This is a genomic window from Pseudosporangium ferrugineum (genome assembly GCF_003002065.1).
GTDB classification, from domain to species: domain Bacteria; phylum Actinomycetota; class Actinomycetes; order Mycobacteriales; family Micromonosporaceae; genus Actinoplanes; species Actinoplanes ferrugineus_A.
Genome location: NZ_PVZG01000011.1, coordinates 167802 through 187215 on the forward strand (window position 1 = coordinate 167802; position 19414 = coordinate 187215).

Sequence of the window (19414 nt, forward strand, 5' to 3'; positions counted from 1 at the left end):
CACTGCGGTGCGGTAGGGCCGGGGTGCGGCCGTACCTGAATCAGGTGTTCTGTTTGATGCGGTTGGTCAGTTCGGCGATCTGGTTGTAGAGCGAGCGGCGCTCGGCCATGTGCTGGCGGATCTTGCGGTCGGCGTGCATGACCGTGGTGTGGTCGCGGCCGCCGAATGCCTGGCCGATGCGGGGCAGTGAGAGGTCGGTCAATTCGCGGCAGAGATACATCGCGACCTGGCGGGCGTTGACCAGGACGCGGGAGCGGGAATGGCCGCGGAGGTCCTCGAGGCTGACGCCGAAGTAGTCCGCGGTGGAGACCATGATCTGGTCGGCGGTGATTTCCGGGCCGGCGCCGTCGGGCATGAAGTCGCGCAGCACCTCCTCGGCCAGCGAGAGCTGCACCGAGCTGCGGGTGAGGCTGGCGAAGGCGGTTACCCGGATGAGCGCGCCCTCGAGTTCGCGGATGGAGTTGGAGACCCGGCTCGCGATGAATTCGAGGACGTCGTCGGGGGCGTACATGCGTTCCTGAGCTGCCTTTTTCTGCAGGATCGCGATGCGCGTCTCGAGGTCGGGCGGCTGGATGTCGGCGAGCAGGCCCCATTCGAATCGGGTGCGCATGCGGTCCTCGAGCGTGGCCAGCTGGCGTGGGGAACGGTCCGAACTGATCACGATCTGCTTGTTCGCGTTGTGCAGCGTGTTGAACGTGTGGAAGAACTCCTCCTGCGTCCGTTCGCGGTTCTCGAGGAACTGGATGTCGTCGATCAGCAGGATGTCGACGTCGCGGTAACGGCGCTGGAAGGCCTGCGTCTTGTCGTCGCGCAGGCTGTTGATGAAGTCGTTCGTGAACTCCTCGGTGGAGACGTAACGCACGCTGCGCGCGTGGCCGAGGGTGGTCGCGTAATGGCCGATCGCGTGCAGCAGGTGCGTTTTGCCGAGCCCCGAGCTGCCGTAGATGAAGAGTGGGTTGTACGCCTTCGCCGGCGATTCCGCGACCGCCACGGAGGCCGCGTGCGCGAAGCGGTTCGACGAGCCGATGACGAAGGTCTCGAACATGTACTTCGGATTGAGGCGGTTGCCGTCGTTGCCGCCGGGGCGGGCGCCGGGCTGGGCGCCGCGCATGTCGAGCGGGGTGCGGCCCGGGCCGTTGTCCCCGCCGTGGCGCATCTGCAGGGTGTCGTCGCGGCGGTCCTGGCCGATCAGCGCCGGACGGTCGTCGGGGCGGCGCTGGTTCTCGCGGAGCTGGGCCGGCTCGGTCGCCATGCGGTGACCGCCGGCCTCGTTCGGGCTCTCCGGGAAGTGCGGCATCTGGCGCGGCGGCTCGGGCTTGGACTTCTTTTCCTCCGCCACGGAGGATTTGGCCGGCTCGGGCTGGCCCATCGGCAGCGGCGGCGCGAACAACGCGTCCTGACTGTCGCGCGCGGCGGGAACGTTGCGCTGGAAGGGCGCCTGCGCCGACCCGGTCGGTGCGTCGTCCGGCTCGTAAGGCTCCGGGTACGCGGCGGGCTGTGGATAACGATCCGGGTACGCCGGCGGCGGCGCGTCCGCGTAGTGCGCGGGCGGCTGGCTGGACGGCTCCGGCGGCGGGTTGCCGTAGACGGTGCCGGGACGTCCCGAACCGTCCTCGGGCGGCCGCACGGTCACCGCGACCTGTATGGGCCGGCCGAGCCTGCGGGACAGCGCCTCGGTGATCGCCAGCCGCAGCCGCGACTCGATCACGTCCCGCGTGTACGTGTCCGGCACGGAGAGCAGCGCGGTGTCCTCCACGATGGCGCGCAGGCGGGTCAGCCGAAGGTACGCACGCTGCTGTGCGGACGCGATCTCGTCCGCCAGTTCGTCCGTAGCCGCAGCCCACACCCCGCCAAGGTCGACCGTATCGGCCACCGCCGCGCACCCCCATCGCCCCGGAATCCCGGTGCCCTTGTCCGGCTTCCGCCCTTGCCCGCCGTCACCCGTACGGGCGACGGACCGGCTCCCCCCAACCCAGCACATTCAACGTGCTGAACATGCACGGCGCCACCGGCTGTCCACAGGTTATCCACAACCTGTGCATTCGTCGGCGGTCGCTCCCCGGCCGGATGGTCGGCAGACTTCCCGGAGCCTGTGCTGGCGCGGGAAAACAGGCTCACCGTGCCGAACGATTCACCGCCTCGTCGGTTCCTACCCGGGTCCCGGCGAGGGCGGTCTGCGAACAGCGCTGAAGACCAGCAAACGGGCACGCTAACAGCGCGGCAGCGTCCGCATCAACCGCCGGTCCCCACCCCGGAGCAGACGTGGCACGAAAAGATTCATTCCGTACGCGCGTAGACCGGCGTGAGTGACGGACGCGTGGGTGACGGACGCTACCTCACGGCGCGCCGCCAGGCGGATAGTTGACCACCCCGGGGGTGCTGCGTAGGGTCGAGCGGTTGCTCCGCCGCGCTCTGCTAAAGTGGCGTCTTGCAGCTTGATGCCCCCTGGACGTAGTTGAAGACGGAGTTCTGACGTGAGCAAGCGCACCTACCAGCCGAACAACCGCCGGCGCGCCAAGACCCACGGTTTCCGGCTGCGCATGCGCACCCGCGCCGGCCGCGCCATCCTCTCCTCCCGCCGCACCAAGGGCCGCGGCAAGCTGTCGGCCTGAGCCGACCGCGGGCCGGGTCGGATGCCAGGTAGTCGTGCTGGCCGCTGCGCAGCGACTGCGGCGTAGCTCCGACTTCGCCGCAGCGGTTCGCGGTGGCCGCCGAGCCGGCCGTGGCACCGTTGTCGTACACCTGCTTGTCGATGAGCCGGCGCAAGCCCCCGAGGCGCGCGCCGGCTTTGTCGTGTCCAAGGCCGTGGGCAACGCGGTGGTCCGCAACAAGGTCCGCCGCCGGCTCCGCCACCTGGTACGCCCCCGGCTGAGTTCGCTGCCGCCCGGCACCTCACTGGTCGTCCGCGCGCTGCCGGCGGCCGCCGCCGCGTCCTTCGAGACCCTCGGCACCGACCTCGACGCGGCCCTCGCCGCCGCCCGCGCACCCCGGAGGCGGCGATGACACCCGTTGCCCGGCTGCTGACCGCGCCGATCGTCGCGTACCGTCGTTATGTGAGCCCGGCTCTGCCGGCCCGCTGTCGGTTCTACCCCTCGTGCAGCGCGTACGCCCAGGAGGCGCTCGCGAAGCACGGCGCGTTCCACGGGACCGGCTTGGCGATCTGGCGGCTGCTGCGCTGCCACCCTTTCCACCCTGGCGGGTTCGACCCGGTGCCCGATCCGATCCGTCACCGTCCTGCCGATGTGACTGGAGCATGAATTGAGTCTCGACTGGATCTACTACGCCATTTCGTGGATCCTCCTGCGCTGGCATGCCCTGTGGGACACCATCGGCATCCCCGACGGCCGGGTGCTCGGCACCAACTGGTCCTGGATCCTCTCGATCGTCTTCCTGGTGGTGACGCTGCGCGTCATCCTGTTCCCCGTCTTCGTCAAGCAGATCAAGTCCCAGCGGGCGATGCAGGCGCTGCAGCCCAAGGTCAAGGAGCTGCAGGAGAAGCACAAGGGCGACCGGGAGACGCTCCAGAAGGAAATGATGGAGCTGTACCGCGTCGAGAAGGCCAACCCCCTGATGGGCTGCCTCCCGATGTTCCTGCAGATCCCGGTCTTCCTGGGCCTGTTCCACGTTCTGCGCCGGCTGAACCCCGACAACCCCCAGCCCAATCTGTACGGCTGGACCGCCGACCAGTTCCGTGACGCGACCCACTCGGCGCTCTTCACCGCCCCGCTGCCCGCGAAGTTCGGCTCATCCGCCACCGAGCTGACCCAGCTGGGCGCGAACAGCGGCGTCACCGTGAAGATCATTGCCGCGGTGCTGGTCCTCACCATGATGGCCACCACGTACCTGACCAGCCGCCAGATGATCCTCAAGACCGGCTGGGCCGAAGACCCGCAGCAGAAGATGATCCAGCGGTTGATGCTCTACGGCATCCCGCTGTCGTTGCTCGTCTCCGGCGCCCTGTTCCCGATCGGTGTGGTCATCTACTGGGTCACGAACAACCTCTTCAGCCTGGCCCAGCAGCAGTGGGTGCTCCGCAAGTTCCCGCCGCCGCAGGTCGCCGGGAAGCCGGGCACCACGCCGGCCCGCTCGGCCAACGGCGCGACCGCCGCGAAGGGCACCACGAAGAACCCCGTGCAGCCCGCCGGTCGTGGCCTGTTCGGCCGCAAGCAGGCCGAGCCCGAGCCGCAGACGCCGGTGGTCGACACCAAGGCGCTCGCCCCGAAGCCGGGCGCCAAGCCGGTGAACCCGAAGAAGGGAACCAGGCCGGCCAACAAACCCAAGGGATGACGCAGCAGCGGCCCGGGCCTCGCCCGGGCCGCGCGCGGCCCCCGGGTGGGCGGCGACAAAGACCTCCCCGAGCCGGCGATGGACGACGCCGGCACGGGAAACAGCGGACCGAGCAGGTCCGGCCCGAGAGTACGGAGATGAGACCGTGACCGACACCAGCACTCCCAGCACCGAGGAGACGGCCGCCGCCACCGCGGAGTCGACCGGCACGGAGGAGACCAAGAAGTCGGAGAGCGTGACCTCCGACTCCGACCTGTTCCGGCAGAGCGAGATCGCCGCCGACTACATCGAGGGACTGCTCGACATCCTCGACTACGACGGCGACATCGACGAGCTCGTGTCGGCGGGCCGGCCGATGGTCGAGGTCGTCGGCGGCCGGCTGCAGCCGCTCGTCGGCCAGCGCGGCGCCACGCTGGAGGCGCTGCAGGAGCTGACCCGCCTGGCGATCTTCCGGGCGACCGGCTCCCCGAGCCGCCTGCTGCTCGACATCGGCGGCTACCGCGCGACCCGCCGCAAGGAACTGACCGCGGTCGCCCGCAACGCGGTGGAGAAGGTCAAGGAGCACGGCGACGCCGTACGCCTGGAGCCGATGTCGGCCTTCGAGCGCAAGTGCGTGCACGACGTGGTCAACGCGATCCAGGGCGTGGAGAGCGAGTCCGAGGGCGTGGAGCCCAACCGTCGCATCATCGTGCGGCCGGCGGACTGATCGCGCGACATGACTGAACCCCGCTTCGGCGTGGGAGACGGCGGCTCGGGTGCTGTGGTGCCCGGGCCGTCTTCGTCTTCCCCGTCTGCCGCCTCCTCTCCGCCGCCCGCTTCCGCCGGGCTCTCTGCTTCCGGTGGCCCCTCCCCTTCTTCCTCTTTTTCTGCCCCTCCTTCTGGCTCGCCTTCGGCCTCCGCGTCCGAGCCTGCGTCGGCGTCCGTCTCCGCGGGGGCTGAGTTGCTGGAGCCGCCGGTCGAGCATCGGGCCGCCGCGGAGTCCGTCTTCGGTGAGCGCCTCGCTCTGGCCGGCCGGTATGCCTCCCTGCTGGCCACGGACGGCGTCGTACGCGGATTGATCGGTCCCCGGGAGGCGCCGCGACTCTGGGAACGCCACCTCATCAACTGTGGCGTTATGTCCGAGATGATCCCTATAGGTGCTTCGGTGATTGACGTGGGGTCTGGTGCCGGTTTGCCCGGTATCGTGCTGGCAGTGGCCCGGCCTGATCTCACGATCACCCTGGTCGAGCCGCTGGCACGACGTACCGCTTTCCTGTCCGAAGCGGTGACAGCGCTCGGCCTCGACGCGACGGTCACAGTCGTCCGGGGGCGAGCGGAAGACCTCGCCGGTGGACCCCCCGCCCTCGCCGATGTCGTCACCGCCCGCGCCGTGGCGCCGCTGGACCGGCTGGCCGGTTGGTGCCTGCCCCTCGCCGCCGTCGGCGGCCGGCTCCTGGCCCTCAAGGGTGCCACGGCCGACGAGGAGGTGGCGGAGCACCGCGGGGCAGTCGACCGTCTCGGCGGCGGCGAGCCGGTCGTCCGGCTCTGCGGGATCGGTCTGATCGACCCGCCGTCCACGGTGGTGGAGATCGTGCGGGAACGCGACGTCGTGGCACCACGGCCGAGGCCGTCCAAGCGGGCGGCCACCCCGGGCCGCTCTGCCGACGACGCCGGCGGACGCGGCTCCGGCAAGAGGAGATCGCGGAGGAGATAGATGGCCAGGCGGGGCGCGCGGAAACGTACGGGGAAACAGCCACGACCCGCGCCCGGGCCATCCCCCGCCTCGCCGCGGTCCGGGATTTCGGTGTCGGCGGGTGTGCCTGCCCCGGTGAGCGTCGGGGAATCCGGCGGTGTCGGAAGGGCAGGGACCGGCGTCGCTGCCGGTTCGGGTCCGGCTCCCGCCCCTGGCACGCCCGGTTCCGCCTCGGCTGGTCCCGCCCCTGCCCGGCCCGCCTCGACTGGTCCCATCTCGGCCGGTCCCGCCCCTACTCGGTCCCTCTCGGCTGGTCCCATCACTCCTGGTCCCGCCTCCGCCGGTCCTCCCTTGGCTGATCGCGCCATGACTGGTCCGGGCTCTGCTGGTTCGGTCTTTGGTTCTGCCGCTTCGCTGGTCGCTAGGGGCGTTGCGCTGGCCGCTTCCGACCATGCCGCGGTTGAGCGCCGCCCCGAGGAACCGAGGTCGATCCCCGAGCGGGCTGACGAGCCGGAGGTCCCCGCTTACGCGGTCGTCAGGGGTTCGCCTCGGCGGTCGGCTTCCGGACTCGGCTGGCCCGATTCCGTTCGGACCTACGGCGGCAAGCTGCGGCTCCTGCCCGGATTCATGGTCTTCGAGACGTCTCCGATCCTGTCGGTCTGGACTCAACAGGCGGACAACCGTGGCAACGCTCGCCCGACGGCCGTAGGCTGGCCGCGCGTCGATAGTGTGGACCGGACGGCAGGCGCGACCGCGCCGCCGTTTCCTGCCGGACCGCACGCTCGCGGTGCCGACTCAATCCAACCAGGCAGGGATAAAACGGTGCATGAGTATGGCAGGGGCCCGGACGGCGACCCCGGCTGGGATGGTGTTTCACGTGAAACCGATCCCGAGGCCGGGTCCGACCGGAGTGTGAGCTTGAGTGTCAGCTTCAACAGCGGCGACCAGGGCGTCCCACAGCCTCGCGCCGGCAACGGCGGGCAGGTGTACGGCACCCCGGTGAGCACGCCGGACTCCCCGCTGACCGATTCTCGTAGACCGGCCCCGGCGCCTCGAACAGGCCCGCCCGCGGCGCCGGTGTCGGGCTCTGCGCCCGTACCGTCGTCTGGTCCGAGCATGCAGCCCGGCGGGGAATACGCGGCCCGGCCGACCTCGGCGCCTCCCTTCTCTGCGCCCACGGTGGCGGTGCCCTCGGTGTCCGCTCCCCCGGCCGCCGCCGTCTCGGGGCCGCCGACTGGTGCGTCATTGGCTTCCGGATCGCCCGGCGTGGGGTCTCCCTCACCGGCGACTCCTTCGCTCGGGGCCGAGTCTCCTTCGCTCGAGGCCGCCAGCTCGCCCGGCGGTACCGCCCGCGGGGCCACGGCGTCGGCCGATGGAGCTGCCGGCTCGGCTACGGGGGTTTCCGGCGCCGGTGCGCCCGGGCCGTCGGTCAATGGCGGGGCCGAACATGTTTCACGTGAAACGCCGAACCGGGATGAGGATGATCCACCCTTGGCCATGGAAGCGTTGCGAGCTGTGCAGATCCTCAACCCGAGCGGCGAGATCTCGATGCCCCGGCCCGATCATCCGCGGGTCCTGTGCGTGGCGAACCAGAAGGGCGGCGTGGGCAAGACGACCACGACCGTGAACCTGGCTGTCGCTCTCGCGCTGCACGGCAACCGCGTTCTCGTGGTCGACCTGGACCCCCAGGGGAACGCGTCCACCGGGCTCAACGTGCCGCACCACGCCGGCGTGCCCGACGTCTACGACTGCCTCATCGACAACGTGCCACTTGCCGAGGTCGCGCAGCCGGTGGAGGGGATTCCGAACCTCTTCTGCGTACCGGCAACGATCGACCTGGCCGGCGCGGAGATCGAGCTGGTCTCCGTCGTCGCGCGGGAGTCGCGGCTCGCCCGCGCGATCACCGCGCACCCGGAGAAGTTCGACTACGTCTTCATCGACTGCCCGCCGTCGCTCGGCCTCCTGACGGTCAACGCCCTCTGTGCGGCGCAGGAGGTGCTGATCCCCATCCAGTGCGAGTACTACGCGCTTGAAGGCCTGAACCAACTGATCAACAACATCAATCTGGTACGCCAGCACCTGAACCCCACGCTGGACGTCTCCACGATCCTGCTGACCATGTACGACCGCCGTACGCGCCTCGCGGACGCGGTCGAGCAGGACGTTCGCAACCACTTCGGCGACAAGGTGCTGGAGGCGGTCATCCCCCGCAACGTACGGGTGTCGGAGGCTCCGAGCTACGGCCAGTCCGTGATGACCTACGATCCGGGTTCGCGGGGCGCCACGAGCTACTTCGAGGCGGCTCTGGAGATCGCTATGCGCGGGGTCAACACGGGAGGCACGGCATGAAGAACCGTCCACGAGGTGGCCTCGGCCGCGGCCTGGGGGCCTTGATCCCCACGGCACCGCCGGCCGGCGCCGCGGTGGTCACCGAGGATCCCCCGCCGGCGACCGCACCCGCCCCGGCGCAGCCGTCCGCGCCGGCCAGCTCGTCCCCGGCCGAGCCGTCGACACCTCCCGCGGCTCCTTCCTCGGCTCCTTCCTCTGCACCGACCGAGTCGGCACCGGTCCCGCCGGTCGCCGCGCCTGACCCGGCCGAGCAGGGTCTCGCTCCGGTCCCGGGCGCCCGCTTCGCCGAGCTGCCCGTCACGGCGATCGTCCCGAACCCGAAGCAACCGCGGCACGTCTTCGACGAGGAAGCGCTCGAGGAGCTCAAGACCTCGATCCAGGAGGTCGGCTTCCTGCAGCCGATCGTCGTCCGAGACCTCGGCGACGGCAAGTACGAACTGGTCATGGGCGAGCGCCGTTGGCGCGCGGCCCAGGCGGTCGGCAAGGAATCCATCCCGGCAATCGTCCGCGAAACCCGCGACGATGCCATGCTCCGCGACGCCCTCCTCGAGAACATCCACCGCGCCAACCTCAACCCTCTCGAAGAGGCGGCCGCCTACCAGCAACTGCTGGAGGAGTTCGGCGCCACACACGAGGAACTCGCGCGTCGGATCGGCCGCAGCCGCCCCCAGATCTCGAACACCATAAGGCTCCTCAACCTCCCCGCACCGGTCCAGCGCCGCGTCGCGGCGGGGGTGCTCTCGGCCGGCCACGCGCGCGCCCTGCTCGGCCTGGAGGACAGCGACGCCCAAGAGCAACTCGCGCTACGAATCGTGGCCGAGGGTCTTTCGGTACGCGCCACAGAAGAGCTCGTATCGCTCGCCGTCGCCGACGGCCCGTCGAAGAAGTCGGCCCCGGCCCGCCGCCCCAAGGTGCACGCACCGGCCCTGAACGATCTGGCCGACCGCCTCTCGGATCGCTTCGACACCCGCGTGAAAGTCGACATCGGCCGGAACAAGGGCAAGATCACGATCGAGTTCGCCACGGTCGACGACCTCGAACGAATCGTCGGCATGATCGGCGTAGAAGACGAGGGCGCCGCCTCCTCGGACTGAGCGTGGTCCGGTTGGTTTTATCTTGCTGACCGTCCTCCGGCTCACCGCACGAGTCGAGACTCACTCCTCTCGGCTCGTGGCTGGTGGCAGACAAAGCTCGTGTCTTGTGCCGACAGGAAGCTCGTGGGTCGTGCCGACGACAGGAGAAGCTCTCGGTTCTTGCCGACGACAGGAGACGCTCTCGGCTCTTGGCCGACTGGAAGGCCGCTGAGCCGGCGGCAATGATCGATTGACAGACAGGCACGTGAGACTCGCGGATCACGTGCCTTCTTCATGTCCGAACCCTGACCGCTTCGGATCACCTGCTTGTGTGGGCTCGTCCCCTCAGTCGATCAAGACAGACTCCTTCCGTTGGGGCCGAATCCGGTTCTGTCAGAACGATTCTCCTGGGATTTCGCCGCCCTCAGATTTCTTGATCCCCGGCAAATCCGACGCCCTAATTGGGCTGATTTGACCCACCAGACACGAAGCGTTGATCGAGCAACTCGAAAACGCGAGATCGAATCGCATTTTGGCCTGCTTCCGGGTTGCGATCAGCGCCGTCAGTGCAGAGCCCTTCCGCCACGACCTGTGCCGGAACCAGCATGCAATTGAACGCTCATGGCGGGGATGGCCGCTCCCGTTACCTCATGAAGGTCTCGGCCTTCGGCAAGGCACGTGAGCTCCCTGTCGTTGTCATGCCATTCGGCTCGCGACTCGAGGAACTCTTCAACGAGCGCAGCGCCGATGACACGTCGCTCATGACCGCGTGGTGCAAGCGGCCGTGATGCTGGTTGTCGGCTGGCGGTCCCCTTACACCCGGCCGGAGCAGCGGAGTCCACCTACCGTTCCCCATGCTGCCCCAGGGTGCTGGACCGCGGCGTGCACCTCCGGACCGGTTGCCAATGGCAACCGGAACTCCATCCGATCGGTAGATCGAGATCGGGCGGTGGTGTGCCGGCTCGAACCGCGTTACCCGCGACGGAGAACTCGCCCGCTGGCGCGAGTGCCAGCACACCCTGGCCACCGACCCAGAAGCTCCTGGATTGGCGGTCCGCACTTCCGTTTGACTCATGTCGAGCGCAGGAGTCCTGGGCAATGCAGAGCCGCACGCGATCCCCCCGCCGCGGGGCACACCAACTCGGCTCTTCCCCGGCCCCCCGGACCGTCGGGCAACTCCCCAGCCGTTCCCACGGATCCGACGACGTCGCCGCGCCAGCAAGCTGCGATCTCCGTCAGTCGGTACGTGATCTCTTTCCCGGCACCTCGCCGCCGCCTCTTCTCGCTGCTCGAAGACCCAAGCCCGGTCGCGCGCTTGAATCACCAGCCAGCGCTCGTTTCACGTGAAACGGGGCCCGCTCGCTGAGCGCCGATCATCCCAAGCCGACCGCGCCCCGCAAGTCATTCAGGCGAGTGCCGAGGCGTGAGCGCTGAAGCAGGGCGCGGCGCCCCGTCGCCAGCCGCACCAGCGTTACAGCGATGCCTGCCGCGCCTACCCCTGCCCGCAGCAGCAGGGCCATGGTCGCCACCAGGAGGACGAGACCTCGCGCACGGTGCGCCCCATTGAGCCGTCATCTGGCACTTCAGCCGCATAACCCTCCGCGACCTCAGCACCGCCCTGTGACCGCTGTTGATCTGCCCCACCGATCCGTTCGAGCGGCGCCCTTCCTTCGTTGCGGCGCCAGCTAGCCGGAGGCATCCGTCGTAACCATCCGAACAAGCACCGCGATCCGCCCGCGGCCCAGCGTCGCCGGAACAGTGCCACGCCGCCGCGGCGGTCCTTATCAACTGCGTGCTTGCCACATCCGGCCGATCCTTTCGCCGGCCGACCCTGTGTCAGCTCAGAGCATCCGTTCCCGGTCCCGACCGTCCGTTCCCGGTCCCGACCGTCCGTTCCCGGTCCCGACCGTCCGTTCCCGGTCTCGACCGTGCCGCGGCGGCTTTCCGTCGTCCGCTGGGGCCATTTATCGCTCGCCGGGGCCACTCAACGTTCTCGGGCCTCGCCTGACAATGTGCGGCCCCCGCAGCGCTCGACGGCTTAGTGCGGCGGCCGTTGGCCGGGCGCGAGCGTCGTCGACGACCCCTTATCGCGTTCGCCGACCGGCGACGTTTGCCACCCGGACTTCTCACCCCGGAGGTCGATGGGCGCGCCGACCACCAGGTGTATCGGCCCTCGACTTGGCCATCAGCGGCATCCATTCCCGCACCAACTGGCGACCTTCGTCTCCGCATATTCCAGGCCCGGTCCCAGGACTCGCTGCGGCGCTGGTCGATAGCGCTCTTCCGGGCCCAGTCCTCGCGTGGCTGATCGCGTTTCACGTGAAACGCGGGTTGCGGGAGCTGCTCGGTTGGTCCGTGGGGTGAAGCGCGGCCGGCGGGTTCGGCGAGCCTATGGAATCGGGCCTAGCGGTGTGGAGGGCTGTGGTGGTGTGGAGGGCTGTGGTGGTGTGGAGGGCTGTGGTGATGCGGAGGGCTGTGGCGACGGAGAGGAGTCCGGCGATGGGAGGAGTCTGGCGGTGCGCCTGGGTCTGGCGTTGGGGTCAGCTGCTTCGGATTTCGGGCTTCAGCTTCGGCGGCTTGAAGGAGGTCGGACCGCCGAGTCACACCCTTGACTGTCGGTATCAATCCAGCGGCCCGACCACTTCCGCATGGCAGAAGGTCGTTTCACGTGAAACGAGAGCGGGTCGGTCGCGAGGCCTCATGAGGCCGGAGTCCTTTCGGAGCGCGCCTCGACAATCTCCATAGCCATGACGCACCATCCTCGGTGCCGGGTGCCGGGTGCCGGGTGCCGGGTGCCGGGTGCCGGGTGCCGGGTGCCGGGTGTTCCACGTGAAACGAAGACGGTGCCTATCGGAGATCCGCTCCTGAGATGTCGGCACGAGGGAAGCCGATCAGGCCACAGCGAACACGCGGTCCGACCGCAATGGCTGGCGTCGGAATGCCGGTCCCGTTCGGCCGCAGTCTGGGCAACGAGCCCCCACCTGAGGGGCCCATACAGGGTGCGCGATAGGGCTGATTGGGGCAGCGCCGACGAGCGAGACCTGAGAGGAGTCCGCGCGCGAGCTGAGGGGAGTCGCGCGAGCTGAGGGGAGTCGCGCGAGCTGAGGGGAGTCGCGCGAGCTGAGGGGAGTCGCGCGAGCTGAGGGGAGTCGGCGCGCGAGCTGTGAGCAGCCCGCGCACGAGGGAAGAGCCCACGCACGAGCTGAGGGCGGCGACGCCCACTAGAGCTCGGTGGGCCACCGCCGGGCTTCAGGTGGTAGCCCGCTGCGCCGAGGCTCGGAGCGGCTGCGCAGGCGGGGATCGTCGGTGCCGGCGGGGATGGCGGTGTCGGAGCCTTGACCGCGTAGGCAGATACGCAGCAGCTTCCGCTGCGCTCCGCGCGGGACAGTCTGCCGTGGGGCGATATCGGTGACGAGGGTCCGCGGCGGGTGGCCGGTGTTGGTGGCACGAGGCGGTGGGGGGATGGTCCCGCCTGGTTGCGTCTAGAGCGGGCGTGAGGCGGTGGCGGGATGGTCCTGGTTGGTCGCGCCTGGAGTGGGCGGGGGTCGGGCTGGGATAGGTGGGCGGGAGTATCCACATGTTGTGGGCAGGGCTGTTGATGACGCGGCCCGGGTCCGTTTCACGTGAAACGGCGTGGATGTGGGGTGGGGTTTCCACTGCGGTAATCCACAGGCGGTGCAGGCCTGCGACATGGCGTTTCACGTGAAACGGGTCGGCCTGTGGATAACTTCTGTGGATAACTTTGTGGGTGGAAGGGTGGAGGACCTACGGTGATGAGCGTCGACGTGTGAGTGGTGTCTGAACGGTGGAGGACCGGGTGGCGAGTTCGGTGGGAAATTGACCCGGGACAGTGCCATGCCGACTGCACTAGGGTCAGCGTCGTGCCTGAGTACACCCCCTCCCTGCCCGACTTCACGCGCTGGCCGTCCTTCCCCTTTGAGGGCGACATGCGGGTCAAGCCCCTTGCGCCTCCTGTTGCGGTCGAGCCTCCGAGGAGCGGGGAAGACGCCTCTGACTGCGTCGCCTGTAGCACGCCGGATGATGCGTACATCTGGGTTAGTGAGCGGTGGCGGGTCCGGGCCATGGACCGGCCGACCGGGTTGCCGATGGTTCTGATTCTTGAATGCCGGTCGCATCTCGACCTTGGCGATCTGCCCAATCTCCTCGCGGCCGAGCTGGGGGTCATGACCGTACGCCTGGAGCGCGCCATCCGTTCCCTCGACGGCGTCGCCCGGGTTCACGTGAATCGGTGGGGTGATGGCTCGGCGCACCTCCACATGTGGTTCCTCGCGCGTCCGTACGGGCGGCTTCAGCTCCGGGGCACCTTCCTCTCGCTGTGGGACGACATCCTCCCCGTGATCCCCGAGGAGCAGTGGCGCGGGAACCTGGCGCTCGTCGCCGCCTGGCTCGGGGAGTTCGGCGGTCGGGCGATCGCCGAGCCGCCCCACATCCACTGGGAGTCGCCGGCGACCTTCAGCGACCAGCCGAGCGCCACCGTCTCGAACGGTGGGGTCGGGGCGGCCGGGGCGTCGGGAAACGGCGAGGCACGGACGTTCGACGATGGCGAGACCCGGGATCTGACGGCCTACGCGCAGAGCCCGGTGGAGCCGAGTGCCGCGTCGGATCAACGCGCCGTCGTGGAGAGCCCCGCGGGAGAGGGGCCGGATGCCCCGGGTGCGGTGGAGTCCGCTGCGGCCGAGTCGAGGGCCGCGGAAGACGGCGAGGCCGAGCAGCCCACGGATGAGCTGAGCGCGGCCGAGTCGAGGGCCGCGGAAGACGGCAAGGCCGAGCAACGCACGGATGAGCTGAGCGCGGCCGAGTCGAGGGCCGCGGAAGACGGCAAGGCCGAGCAACGCACGGATGAGCTGAGCGCGGCCGAGTCAATGGAAGCGGAGGGCAGCGGGGTCGAGGGGCCGGTCGCGGAAGAAGTCGCGGACCAAGAGGCCGCGCCGAGAGAACGGCCGGATCACGCACCGACTCCGGACGGGGAACGGTCGGAAGGGGTGACGGCTCCGGATGGGGAACGCTCGGATCACGCACCGACTCCGGACGGGGAACGGTCGGAAGGGGTGACGGCTCCGGACGGGGAACGGTCCGGGCCGCCGGCCGCGAATCGACCTACCGGCGGCGAGACCACACCCGCCCCCGCCGGCGAGAAGTAGCCGGCGCTCAACCCGCCTAGCCTCGGCGAGCGGCCGCCCGGCTCACCAGCGTTGCCAGGATCTTGCCGAAGTCCAGGCCGCCTGCCTGCACCGCCAGCGGCAGCAACGACGTCTCCGTCATCCCCGGCGAGACGTTGACCTCCAGCACGTGCGGCACCCCGTCCGCGTCCACGATCAGGTCGACCCGCGACAGGTCGCGGAGCCCCAGGGCCTCGTGCGCGGCCAGGGCCGTCGATGCCACCGATTCGGCCACCGGCGGGGACAGGCGGGCCGGGGTGTGCCAGGTGGTCAGGCCGGCCGTGTACCGGGCCGCGTAGTCGTACACGCCGTTGCGGGGGACGATCTCCACCGCCGGCAGGGCGATCGGGCCCTCCCCCAGGTCCAGGACCGAGACCGCCACGTCCATGCCCGCGACGTACCGTTCCACGAGCGCGGTCGAGTCGTACGCGAAGCAGCCCACCATCGCCGCCGGGAGTTCGGCCGGGTCGCGGACCACGGCAGCCCCCAGGCCCGAGCCGCCCTGGGCCGGCTTCACCATCAGCGGGAGGCCGAGGCGGTCGGCGATCCGGTCCAGCACCGCCACCGCCCCGAGCTCCGAGAAGCGGTCGTGCGGGAGGGCGACCCAGTCCGGCGTACGGATGGCCTTCTCGCGCAGCATCGACTTGGCCGACGGCTTGTCCCAGGCGAGCCGGGAGGCCGCCGCCGTGCAACCGACGTACGGGACCTCGCACAGATCGAGCACTCCCCGGAGCGAGCCGTCCTCGCCGGTCGCCCCGTGGAGTGCGATCACCACCGCGTCCGGAGGGTCCTCCCGGAGCGTCGGCAGCAGGGATACGTCCGCGTCGCGCAGCTCCGCCGACAGGCCCGCGCCGCGTAGCGCGTCCAGGACGCGGCGGCCGGAGCGCAGGGAGACGTCGCGCTCGTACGAGAGGCCGCCGGCGAGGACGAGGACATGCGGTTCTGTGGACGTACCCATGGGATTGATCATGCCAAGTCGGGACCGGGAGCGTCCGCGGCGGCCGGGCCACGACGGCGGTGCGGGGTCGTCGGGCCGAAAACCGCGTGCATGGCGAGCTCCTGCTCCATCACGCCCGCGAGCCGGCGCACGCCCTCGCGGATGCGGGCCGGCGGCGGGAACGAGAAGTTGAGGCGGAGGTTGCTGCCGCCGGTGCCGTCGGCGTAGAAGCCGGTGCCCGGCACGTAGGCGACGCGCGCGGCGATGGCGCGCGGCATCATCGCCTTGGAGTCGAGGCCCTCGGGGAGCGTCGCCCACACGAACAGCCCGCCCGCCGGCCGCGTCCAGGTGGTGCCCGCCGGCATCAGATCCTCGAGCGCCTCGAGCAGGGCGTCGCGGCGCTCGCGGTAGACCTCGCGGTACGTCTTGATCTGCTCGCGCCACGGCATGGTCGACAGATACTGCGTCACGGCACCCTGGGCGAACGCGCTCGGGCACAGGATGTTCGCCTCGCTGGCCATGACGAGCTTTTCGCGTACGGCGTGAGGCGCCAGGATCCAGCCCACCCGCAGCCCCGGCGCGAAGGTCTTGGAGAACGTGCTCAGGTAGAGGACGCCGTTGCGGCGGCGGGCGCGCAGCGGTCGCGGCGCCTCACTCTCGAAGCTGAGCATTCCGTACGGGTCGTCCTCGATCACCAGCAGCCGGTGCCGCTCGCAGATGTCGAGGATCTCCTCGCGGCGTGCCTCGGTGAGGGTGACGCCGGCTGGGTTCTGGTAGGTCGGGATCGTGTACAGGAACTTGGCTCGACCACCCGCCTCTGCTATCGCTGCCTCAAGGGCGGCGGGGACCAGGCCGTCGGCGTCCATGGCCAGGTGCCGCACCTGTGCCTGGGCGGCCTGGAACACGCCGAGTGCGCCGACGTACGTCGGCCCCTCGGCGAGCACCACGTCGCCCGGGTCCAGGAACAGCCGTGCCACCAGGTCGAGCGCCTGCTGCCCGCCGACCGTGACCACCACGTCGTCGGGGGACGCGCCGTTCGAGGCGTCGATGCCGGACAGGGACATGACCTCGCAGATGCGTTCGCGGAGCTCGACCGTGCCCTGGCCGATCCCGTACTGAAGGCTGGTCGTGCCGTGCTCCGACGCGAGCCGTCCCATCATCTCGCCGACCGCGTCGAGCGGTAGCGCGGCGATGTACGGCGACCCGCCGGCCAGCGACACCACCTCCGGCCGGCTGGCGACGGCGAAGAGGGCGCGGATCTCCGAGGTCGTCATCCCCCGTACGCGCCGCGCGTAGCGATCCGTGTAGTCGTCTTGAGTCGTGCCGGTCATGCGGCTTCACCTCATCCGTTGGTTGAGCACATCGGGATCCATGCTAGACATCGGACTCTTCGGAACCCCCGGCATACTCAGCCAGCGGGACGGCCCGGCGGGCGGGGCCGGGCCACCCGATGGAGTCCGATCCGCTCCCGTTCAAGCCGATTGCGGCGTAGGATCCGTCCGGGGGCGCGGACGAGCACGTGACGAGGACCGTGCCGCACGTCCGAATGTCACCGACTTCTCGAGGGGTCCCGCATGTCGCGACGCCTGGTCAACCTGACCCTCGACACTCTCGAGGACCTGCCCCGGCCGTGCCGTGGCTGCGTCTACTGGGAGCTCGACCCGGTCTCCGCCGAGCGGGCCTGTGCCACCGGCGACCCGGGGCTCGAGAAGGAGGCGTGGGTCTCGCAGACGCTGCTCGAGTGGGGTTCCTGCGGGAAGCTCGCGTACGTCGACGGCATGCCGGCCGGGTTCGTCATGTTCGCGCCGCCGGCGTACGTGCCGCGGTCGATGGCGTTCCCCACCTCGCCGGTGAGCGCCGACGCCGCCCTGCTGATGACCGCCCACGTCGTGGCCGCGTTCGCGGGGGGTGGACTGGGCCGCATGCTGGTGCAGGGCGTCGCCCGTGATCTGACGAAGCGGGGCATCAAGGCGATCGAGGCGTTCGGCGACGCCAAGTTCGGGGAGGCGGGCGAGGGCGAGGAGGGCTGCGTCGCCCCGGTCGACTTCTTCCTGTCGGTGGGCTTCAAGACCGTACGCCCCCACCCGCGCTATCCGCGGCTGCGGCTGGAGTTGCGCACGGCCCTGTCGTGGAAGTCGGACGTCGAGTACGCGCTGGAGAAGCTCCTCGGCTCGATGAGCCCGGAAACGCTCCTCCGCCCGGTCCGTCCCGTCACCGCCACCACCTCCACCGACAGCTGACGTCCCGCGGGACGTACGTTTCAGCTGTTGCGTGAGGCGAGCGCCAGCCGCAGCTGCCGGACGTCGATCGAGCCCGTGGGCACGTCCGCCTCCACCGGGAAGTACATCCGCTGCACCGCCGCCAGGATCGCCTCGACCATCTGCTCGCGGGACAGCGGGTCGATGAGCCGCTGGCGGTCCGTCGGCGAGGAGAGGTAACCCAGGTCGACCCGGACGGCCGGCATGCGGGTGAGTCGCAGGAGCTCCCACGTCTTCGAGTGGATCCGGCAGTCGCGCATGCCGGTGCGGACGACGACCTCGCGCTGGACCAGGTTGGCCAGCCGCTCCCCCACCGTCGACGTCACGCCGTTGCCCGTCCCGTAGTGGTACGTGGCCACGCCGTCGGCGGCCGGCGTCTCCTGCCCGTCGAGGTGCAGCGAGATCAGCAGGTCGGCGCCGAGGCTGTTCGCCAGGGCGGCCCGTTCCTGGCCGGTCATCGACTGGGCGGGCGCGGGGCCGCGGGTCAGGTGCACGCGCATGCCGGCCGCCGCGAGCCGGCCCTCGAGCCGGGTCGCGATGTCGAACACGAGGTCGGCCTCGGTCCAGCGCAGCTGCCCGTCGGGGACGACCACGCCCGGGTCCTCCTCGCCGCCGTGGCCGGGGTCGATGACGATCGTCTTGCCGACGAGGCTGGAGCCGGACTGCCGGAACGCCTCGGCCTCGCGGAGCCAGTTGGGGCGGCCCCCGACGACCTTGCGGCCGAGCCGGCGCAGCGCCTTCATCGTGTTGGGCCCGCACGAGCCGTCCGGGGTCAGCCCCACCTCGCGCTGGAACTGGGCGACCGCCCGTGCCGTACGCGGGCCGTAGATCGCATCCGCCCGGCCGGTGTCGAAACCCATCTCGAGGAGGCGCTCCTGGAGGGCCCGCACGTCCTCACCCACGAGCGAGGTGGGCACCGAGTGGAACAGCGTGCGTGCGCCGAGCTTCCAACGGGCGCCGTCGAGCGCCGACCACGTCTCCTGGCCGACGAGCCCGTCGACGCCGATGCCGCGGCTCTGCTGGAAGGCGCGCACAGCGGTCTCGGTGGCGGTGTCGAACTCGGTGCCGCCGGCCTCCAGGAGTTCGAGACCCACCAGGATCGACCGGATCTCTTCGACGGCCGGCCCGGTGTCTCCACGTCGGATCGAGCGCACGCGCGGCTCCCTAAGAACTGAGGGGGATGTGCAGAGGGCAACTCTCGGAGCGTACTCCTCGCCGCCGCGGAGGGCCCGCCGTCGATGGCCGCTCCGTGCGTCGCATCACGAACGAGACCGGAAGACAGGACGCCCCGCATCCACGCGGATGCGGGGCGTCGCAGGGGGTCGGGTCAGAGGGCCGACTCGATGAAGTTCACGAGGGCGCCCTTGGGCTTGGCGCCGGCCACCGAGTTGACCGGTTCGCCGCCCTTGAACAGGGTCAGGGTCGGCACGGACATCACCCGGTAGGCGCGGGCCGTCTCGGGGTTCTCGTCGATGTTGACCTTGACGATCTCCACCCGGTCGCCCATCTCGGTGGCGATCTCTGCCAGCAGCGGGTCGACCTTCTTGCACGGTGCGCACCATTCGGCCCAGAAGTCGACAAGTACCACCTTGTCGGACTGCAGCACGTCACTCGCAAAAGTGGCGTCGGTGACGGCCTTGGTTGCTCCCACTAGGACC

Annotated in this window: 15 protein-coding genes; 10 read left to right on the forward strand and 5 right to left on the reverse strand. The window is 70.0% G+C overall.

Annotated features, from left to right (window positions below):
- Positions 1–40: 40 nt before the first annotated feature.
- Positions 41–1873, reverse strand: a complete 1833-nt coding sequence (gene dnaA / locus CLV70_RS23310; protein WP_106128709.1) for a chromosomal replication initiator protein DnaA — start codon at positions 1871–1873, stop codon at positions 41–43.
- A 601-nt stretch (positions 1874–2474) separates the two neighbouring features.
- Between dnaA and rpmH the strand changes: the two genes are divergently transcribed.
- From rpmH to CLV70_RS41200, 9 genes are all read left to right on the forward strand, one after another.
- Entirely contained in the window at positions 2475–2612 is a 138-nt protein-coding gene (rpmH, locus tag CLV70_RS23315; RefSeq protein ID WP_106128710.1) for a 50S ribosomal protein L34, read from the forward strand.
- A 34-nt stretch (positions 2613–2646) separates the two neighbouring features.
- A complete protein-coding gene (gene rnpA / locus CLV70_RS23320; protein WP_106128711.1) occupies positions 2647–3003 on the forward strand; it encodes a ribonuclease P protein component in 357 nt (118 codons plus the stop codon).
- Positions 3000–3257, forward strand: a complete 258-nt coding sequence (gene yidD, locus CLV70_RS23325; protein WP_106128712.1) for a membrane protein insertion efficiency factor YidD — start codon at positions 3000–3002, stop codon at positions 3255–3257. The genes rnpA and yidD overlap by 4 nt, the downstream gene beginning before the upstream one ends.
- 1 nt (position 3258) lies before the next feature.
- Positions 3259–4287, forward strand: coding sequence for a membrane protein insertase YidC (yidC, locus tag CLV70_RS23330; RefSeq protein WP_106128713.1), 1029 nt, complete (start codon positions 3259–3261; stop codon positions 4285–4287).
- A 145-nt stretch (positions 4288–4432) separates the two neighbouring features.
- Entirely contained in the window at positions 4433–4993 is a 561-nt protein-coding gene (locus CLV70_RS23335) for a Jag family protein (RefSeq protein WP_106128714.1), read from the forward strand.
- 234 nt (positions 4994–5227) lie between these two features.
- Positions 5228–5980, forward strand: a complete 753-nt coding sequence (rsmG, locus tag CLV70_RS23340) for a 16S rRNA (guanine(527)-N(7))-methyltransferase RsmG (RefSeq protein ID WP_106128715.1) — start codon at positions 5228–5230, stop codon at positions 5978–5980.
- Positions 5981–7075: 1095 nt separating this feature from the next.
- The gene (locus CLV70_RS23345; RefSeq protein WP_425440200.1) at positions 7076–8308 is read left to right on the forward strand and encodes a ParA family protein; all 1233 of its coding nucleotides are present in this window, start codon (positions 7076–7078) and stop codon (positions 8306–8308) included.
- Positions 8305–9402 carry a ParB/RepB/Spo0J family partition protein gene (locus CLV70_RS23350; protein ID WP_106128717.1) on the forward strand — a complete coding sequence of 366 codons (1098 nt, stop codon included), beginning with the start codon at positions 8305–8307 and terminating at the stop codon, positions 9400–9402. Before CLV70_RS23345 ends, CLV70_RS23350 begins: the two co-directional genes overlap by 4 nt.
- 4085 nt (positions 9403–13487) lie before the next feature.
- Complete coding sequence (locus CLV70_RS41200; RefSeq protein WP_425440208.1) at positions 13488–14543, forward strand: prolipoprotein diacylglyceryl transferase; 1056 nt, start codon at positions 13488–13490, stop codon at positions 14541–14543.
- Between the two features lie 16 nt (positions 14544–14559).
- On the opposite strand, the gene CLV70_RS23365 is transcribed toward CLV70_RS41200, so the two are convergent.
- Both CLV70_RS23365 and CLV70_RS23370 read right to left on the reverse strand, forming a co-directional pair.
- Positions 14560–15519 carry a D-alanine--D-alanine ligase family protein gene (locus CLV70_RS23365; protein ID WP_106128718.1) on the reverse strand — a complete coding sequence of 320 codons (960 nt, stop codon included), beginning with the start codon at positions 15517–15519 and terminating at the stop codon, positions 14560–14562.
- An 8-nt stretch (positions 15520–15527) separates the two neighbouring features.
- Positions 15528–16829, reverse strand: a complete 1302-nt coding sequence (locus tag CLV70_RS23370) for an aminotransferase-like domain-containing protein (RefSeq protein ID WP_106128719.1) — start codon at positions 16827–16829, stop codon at positions 15528–15530.
- A gap of 243 nt (positions 16830–17072) precedes the next feature.
- Here CLV70_RS23370 and CLV70_RS23375 point away from each other — a divergent pair, with 243 nt between their 5' ends.
- Positions 17073–17738 (forward strand): GNAT family N-acetyltransferase, encoded by a 666-nt coding sequence (locus CLV70_RS23375; RefSeq protein ID WP_106128720.1) that lies wholly within the window; start codon positions 17073–17075, stop codon positions 17736–17738.
- A gap of 20 nt (positions 17739–17758) precedes the next feature.
- Here CLV70_RS23375 and CLV70_RS23380 read toward each other — a convergent pair whose 3' ends face one another.
- Both CLV70_RS23380 and trxA read right to left on the reverse strand, forming a co-directional pair.
- Positions 17759–18910, reverse strand: a complete 1152-nt coding sequence (locus tag CLV70_RS23380; protein WP_106128721.1) for an N-acetylmuramoyl-L-alanine amidase — start codon at positions 18908–18910, stop codon at positions 17759–17761.
- 173 nt (positions 18911–19083) lie between these two features.
- Positions 19084–19407 (reverse strand): thioredoxin, encoded by a 324-nt coding sequence (gene trxA, locus CLV70_RS23385; RefSeq protein WP_106128722.1) that lies wholly within the window; start codon positions 19405–19407, stop codon positions 19084–19086.
- Positions 19408–19414: the final 7 nt, after the last annotated feature.

Excerpts from the sequence above, each read along its gene's own strand:
- yidD (WP_106128712.1), top strand. The coding sequence starts at position 3,000 with ATGACACCCGTTGCCCGGCTGCTGACCGCGCCGATCGTCGCGTACCGT.
- CLV70_RS23345 (WP_425440200.1), top strand. The coding sequence starts at position 7,076 with ATGCAGCCCGGCGGGGAATACGCGGCCCGGCCGACCTCGGCGCCTCCC.
- CLV70_RS23350 (WP_106128717.1), top strand. The coding sequence starts at position 8,305 with ATGAAGAACCGTCCACGAGGTGGCCTCGGCCGCGGCCTGGGGGCCTTG.
- CLV70_RS41200 (WP_425440208.1), top strand. The coding sequence starts at position 13,488 with ATGGTTCTGATTCTTGAATGCCGGTCGCATCTCGACCTTGGCGATCTG.
- CLV70_RS23365 (WP_106128718.1), bottom strand. The coding sequence starts at position 15,519 with ATGGGTACGTCCACAGAACCGCATGTCCTCGTCCTCGCCGGCGGCCTC.
- CLV70_RS23370 (WP_106128719.1), bottom strand. The coding sequence starts at position 16,829 with ATGACCGGCACGACTCAAGACGACTACACGGATCGCTACGCGCGGCGC.
- CLV70_RS23375 (WP_106128720.1), top strand. The coding sequence starts at position 17,073 with ATGTCGCGACGCCTGGTCAACCTGACCCTCGACACTCTCGAGGACCTG.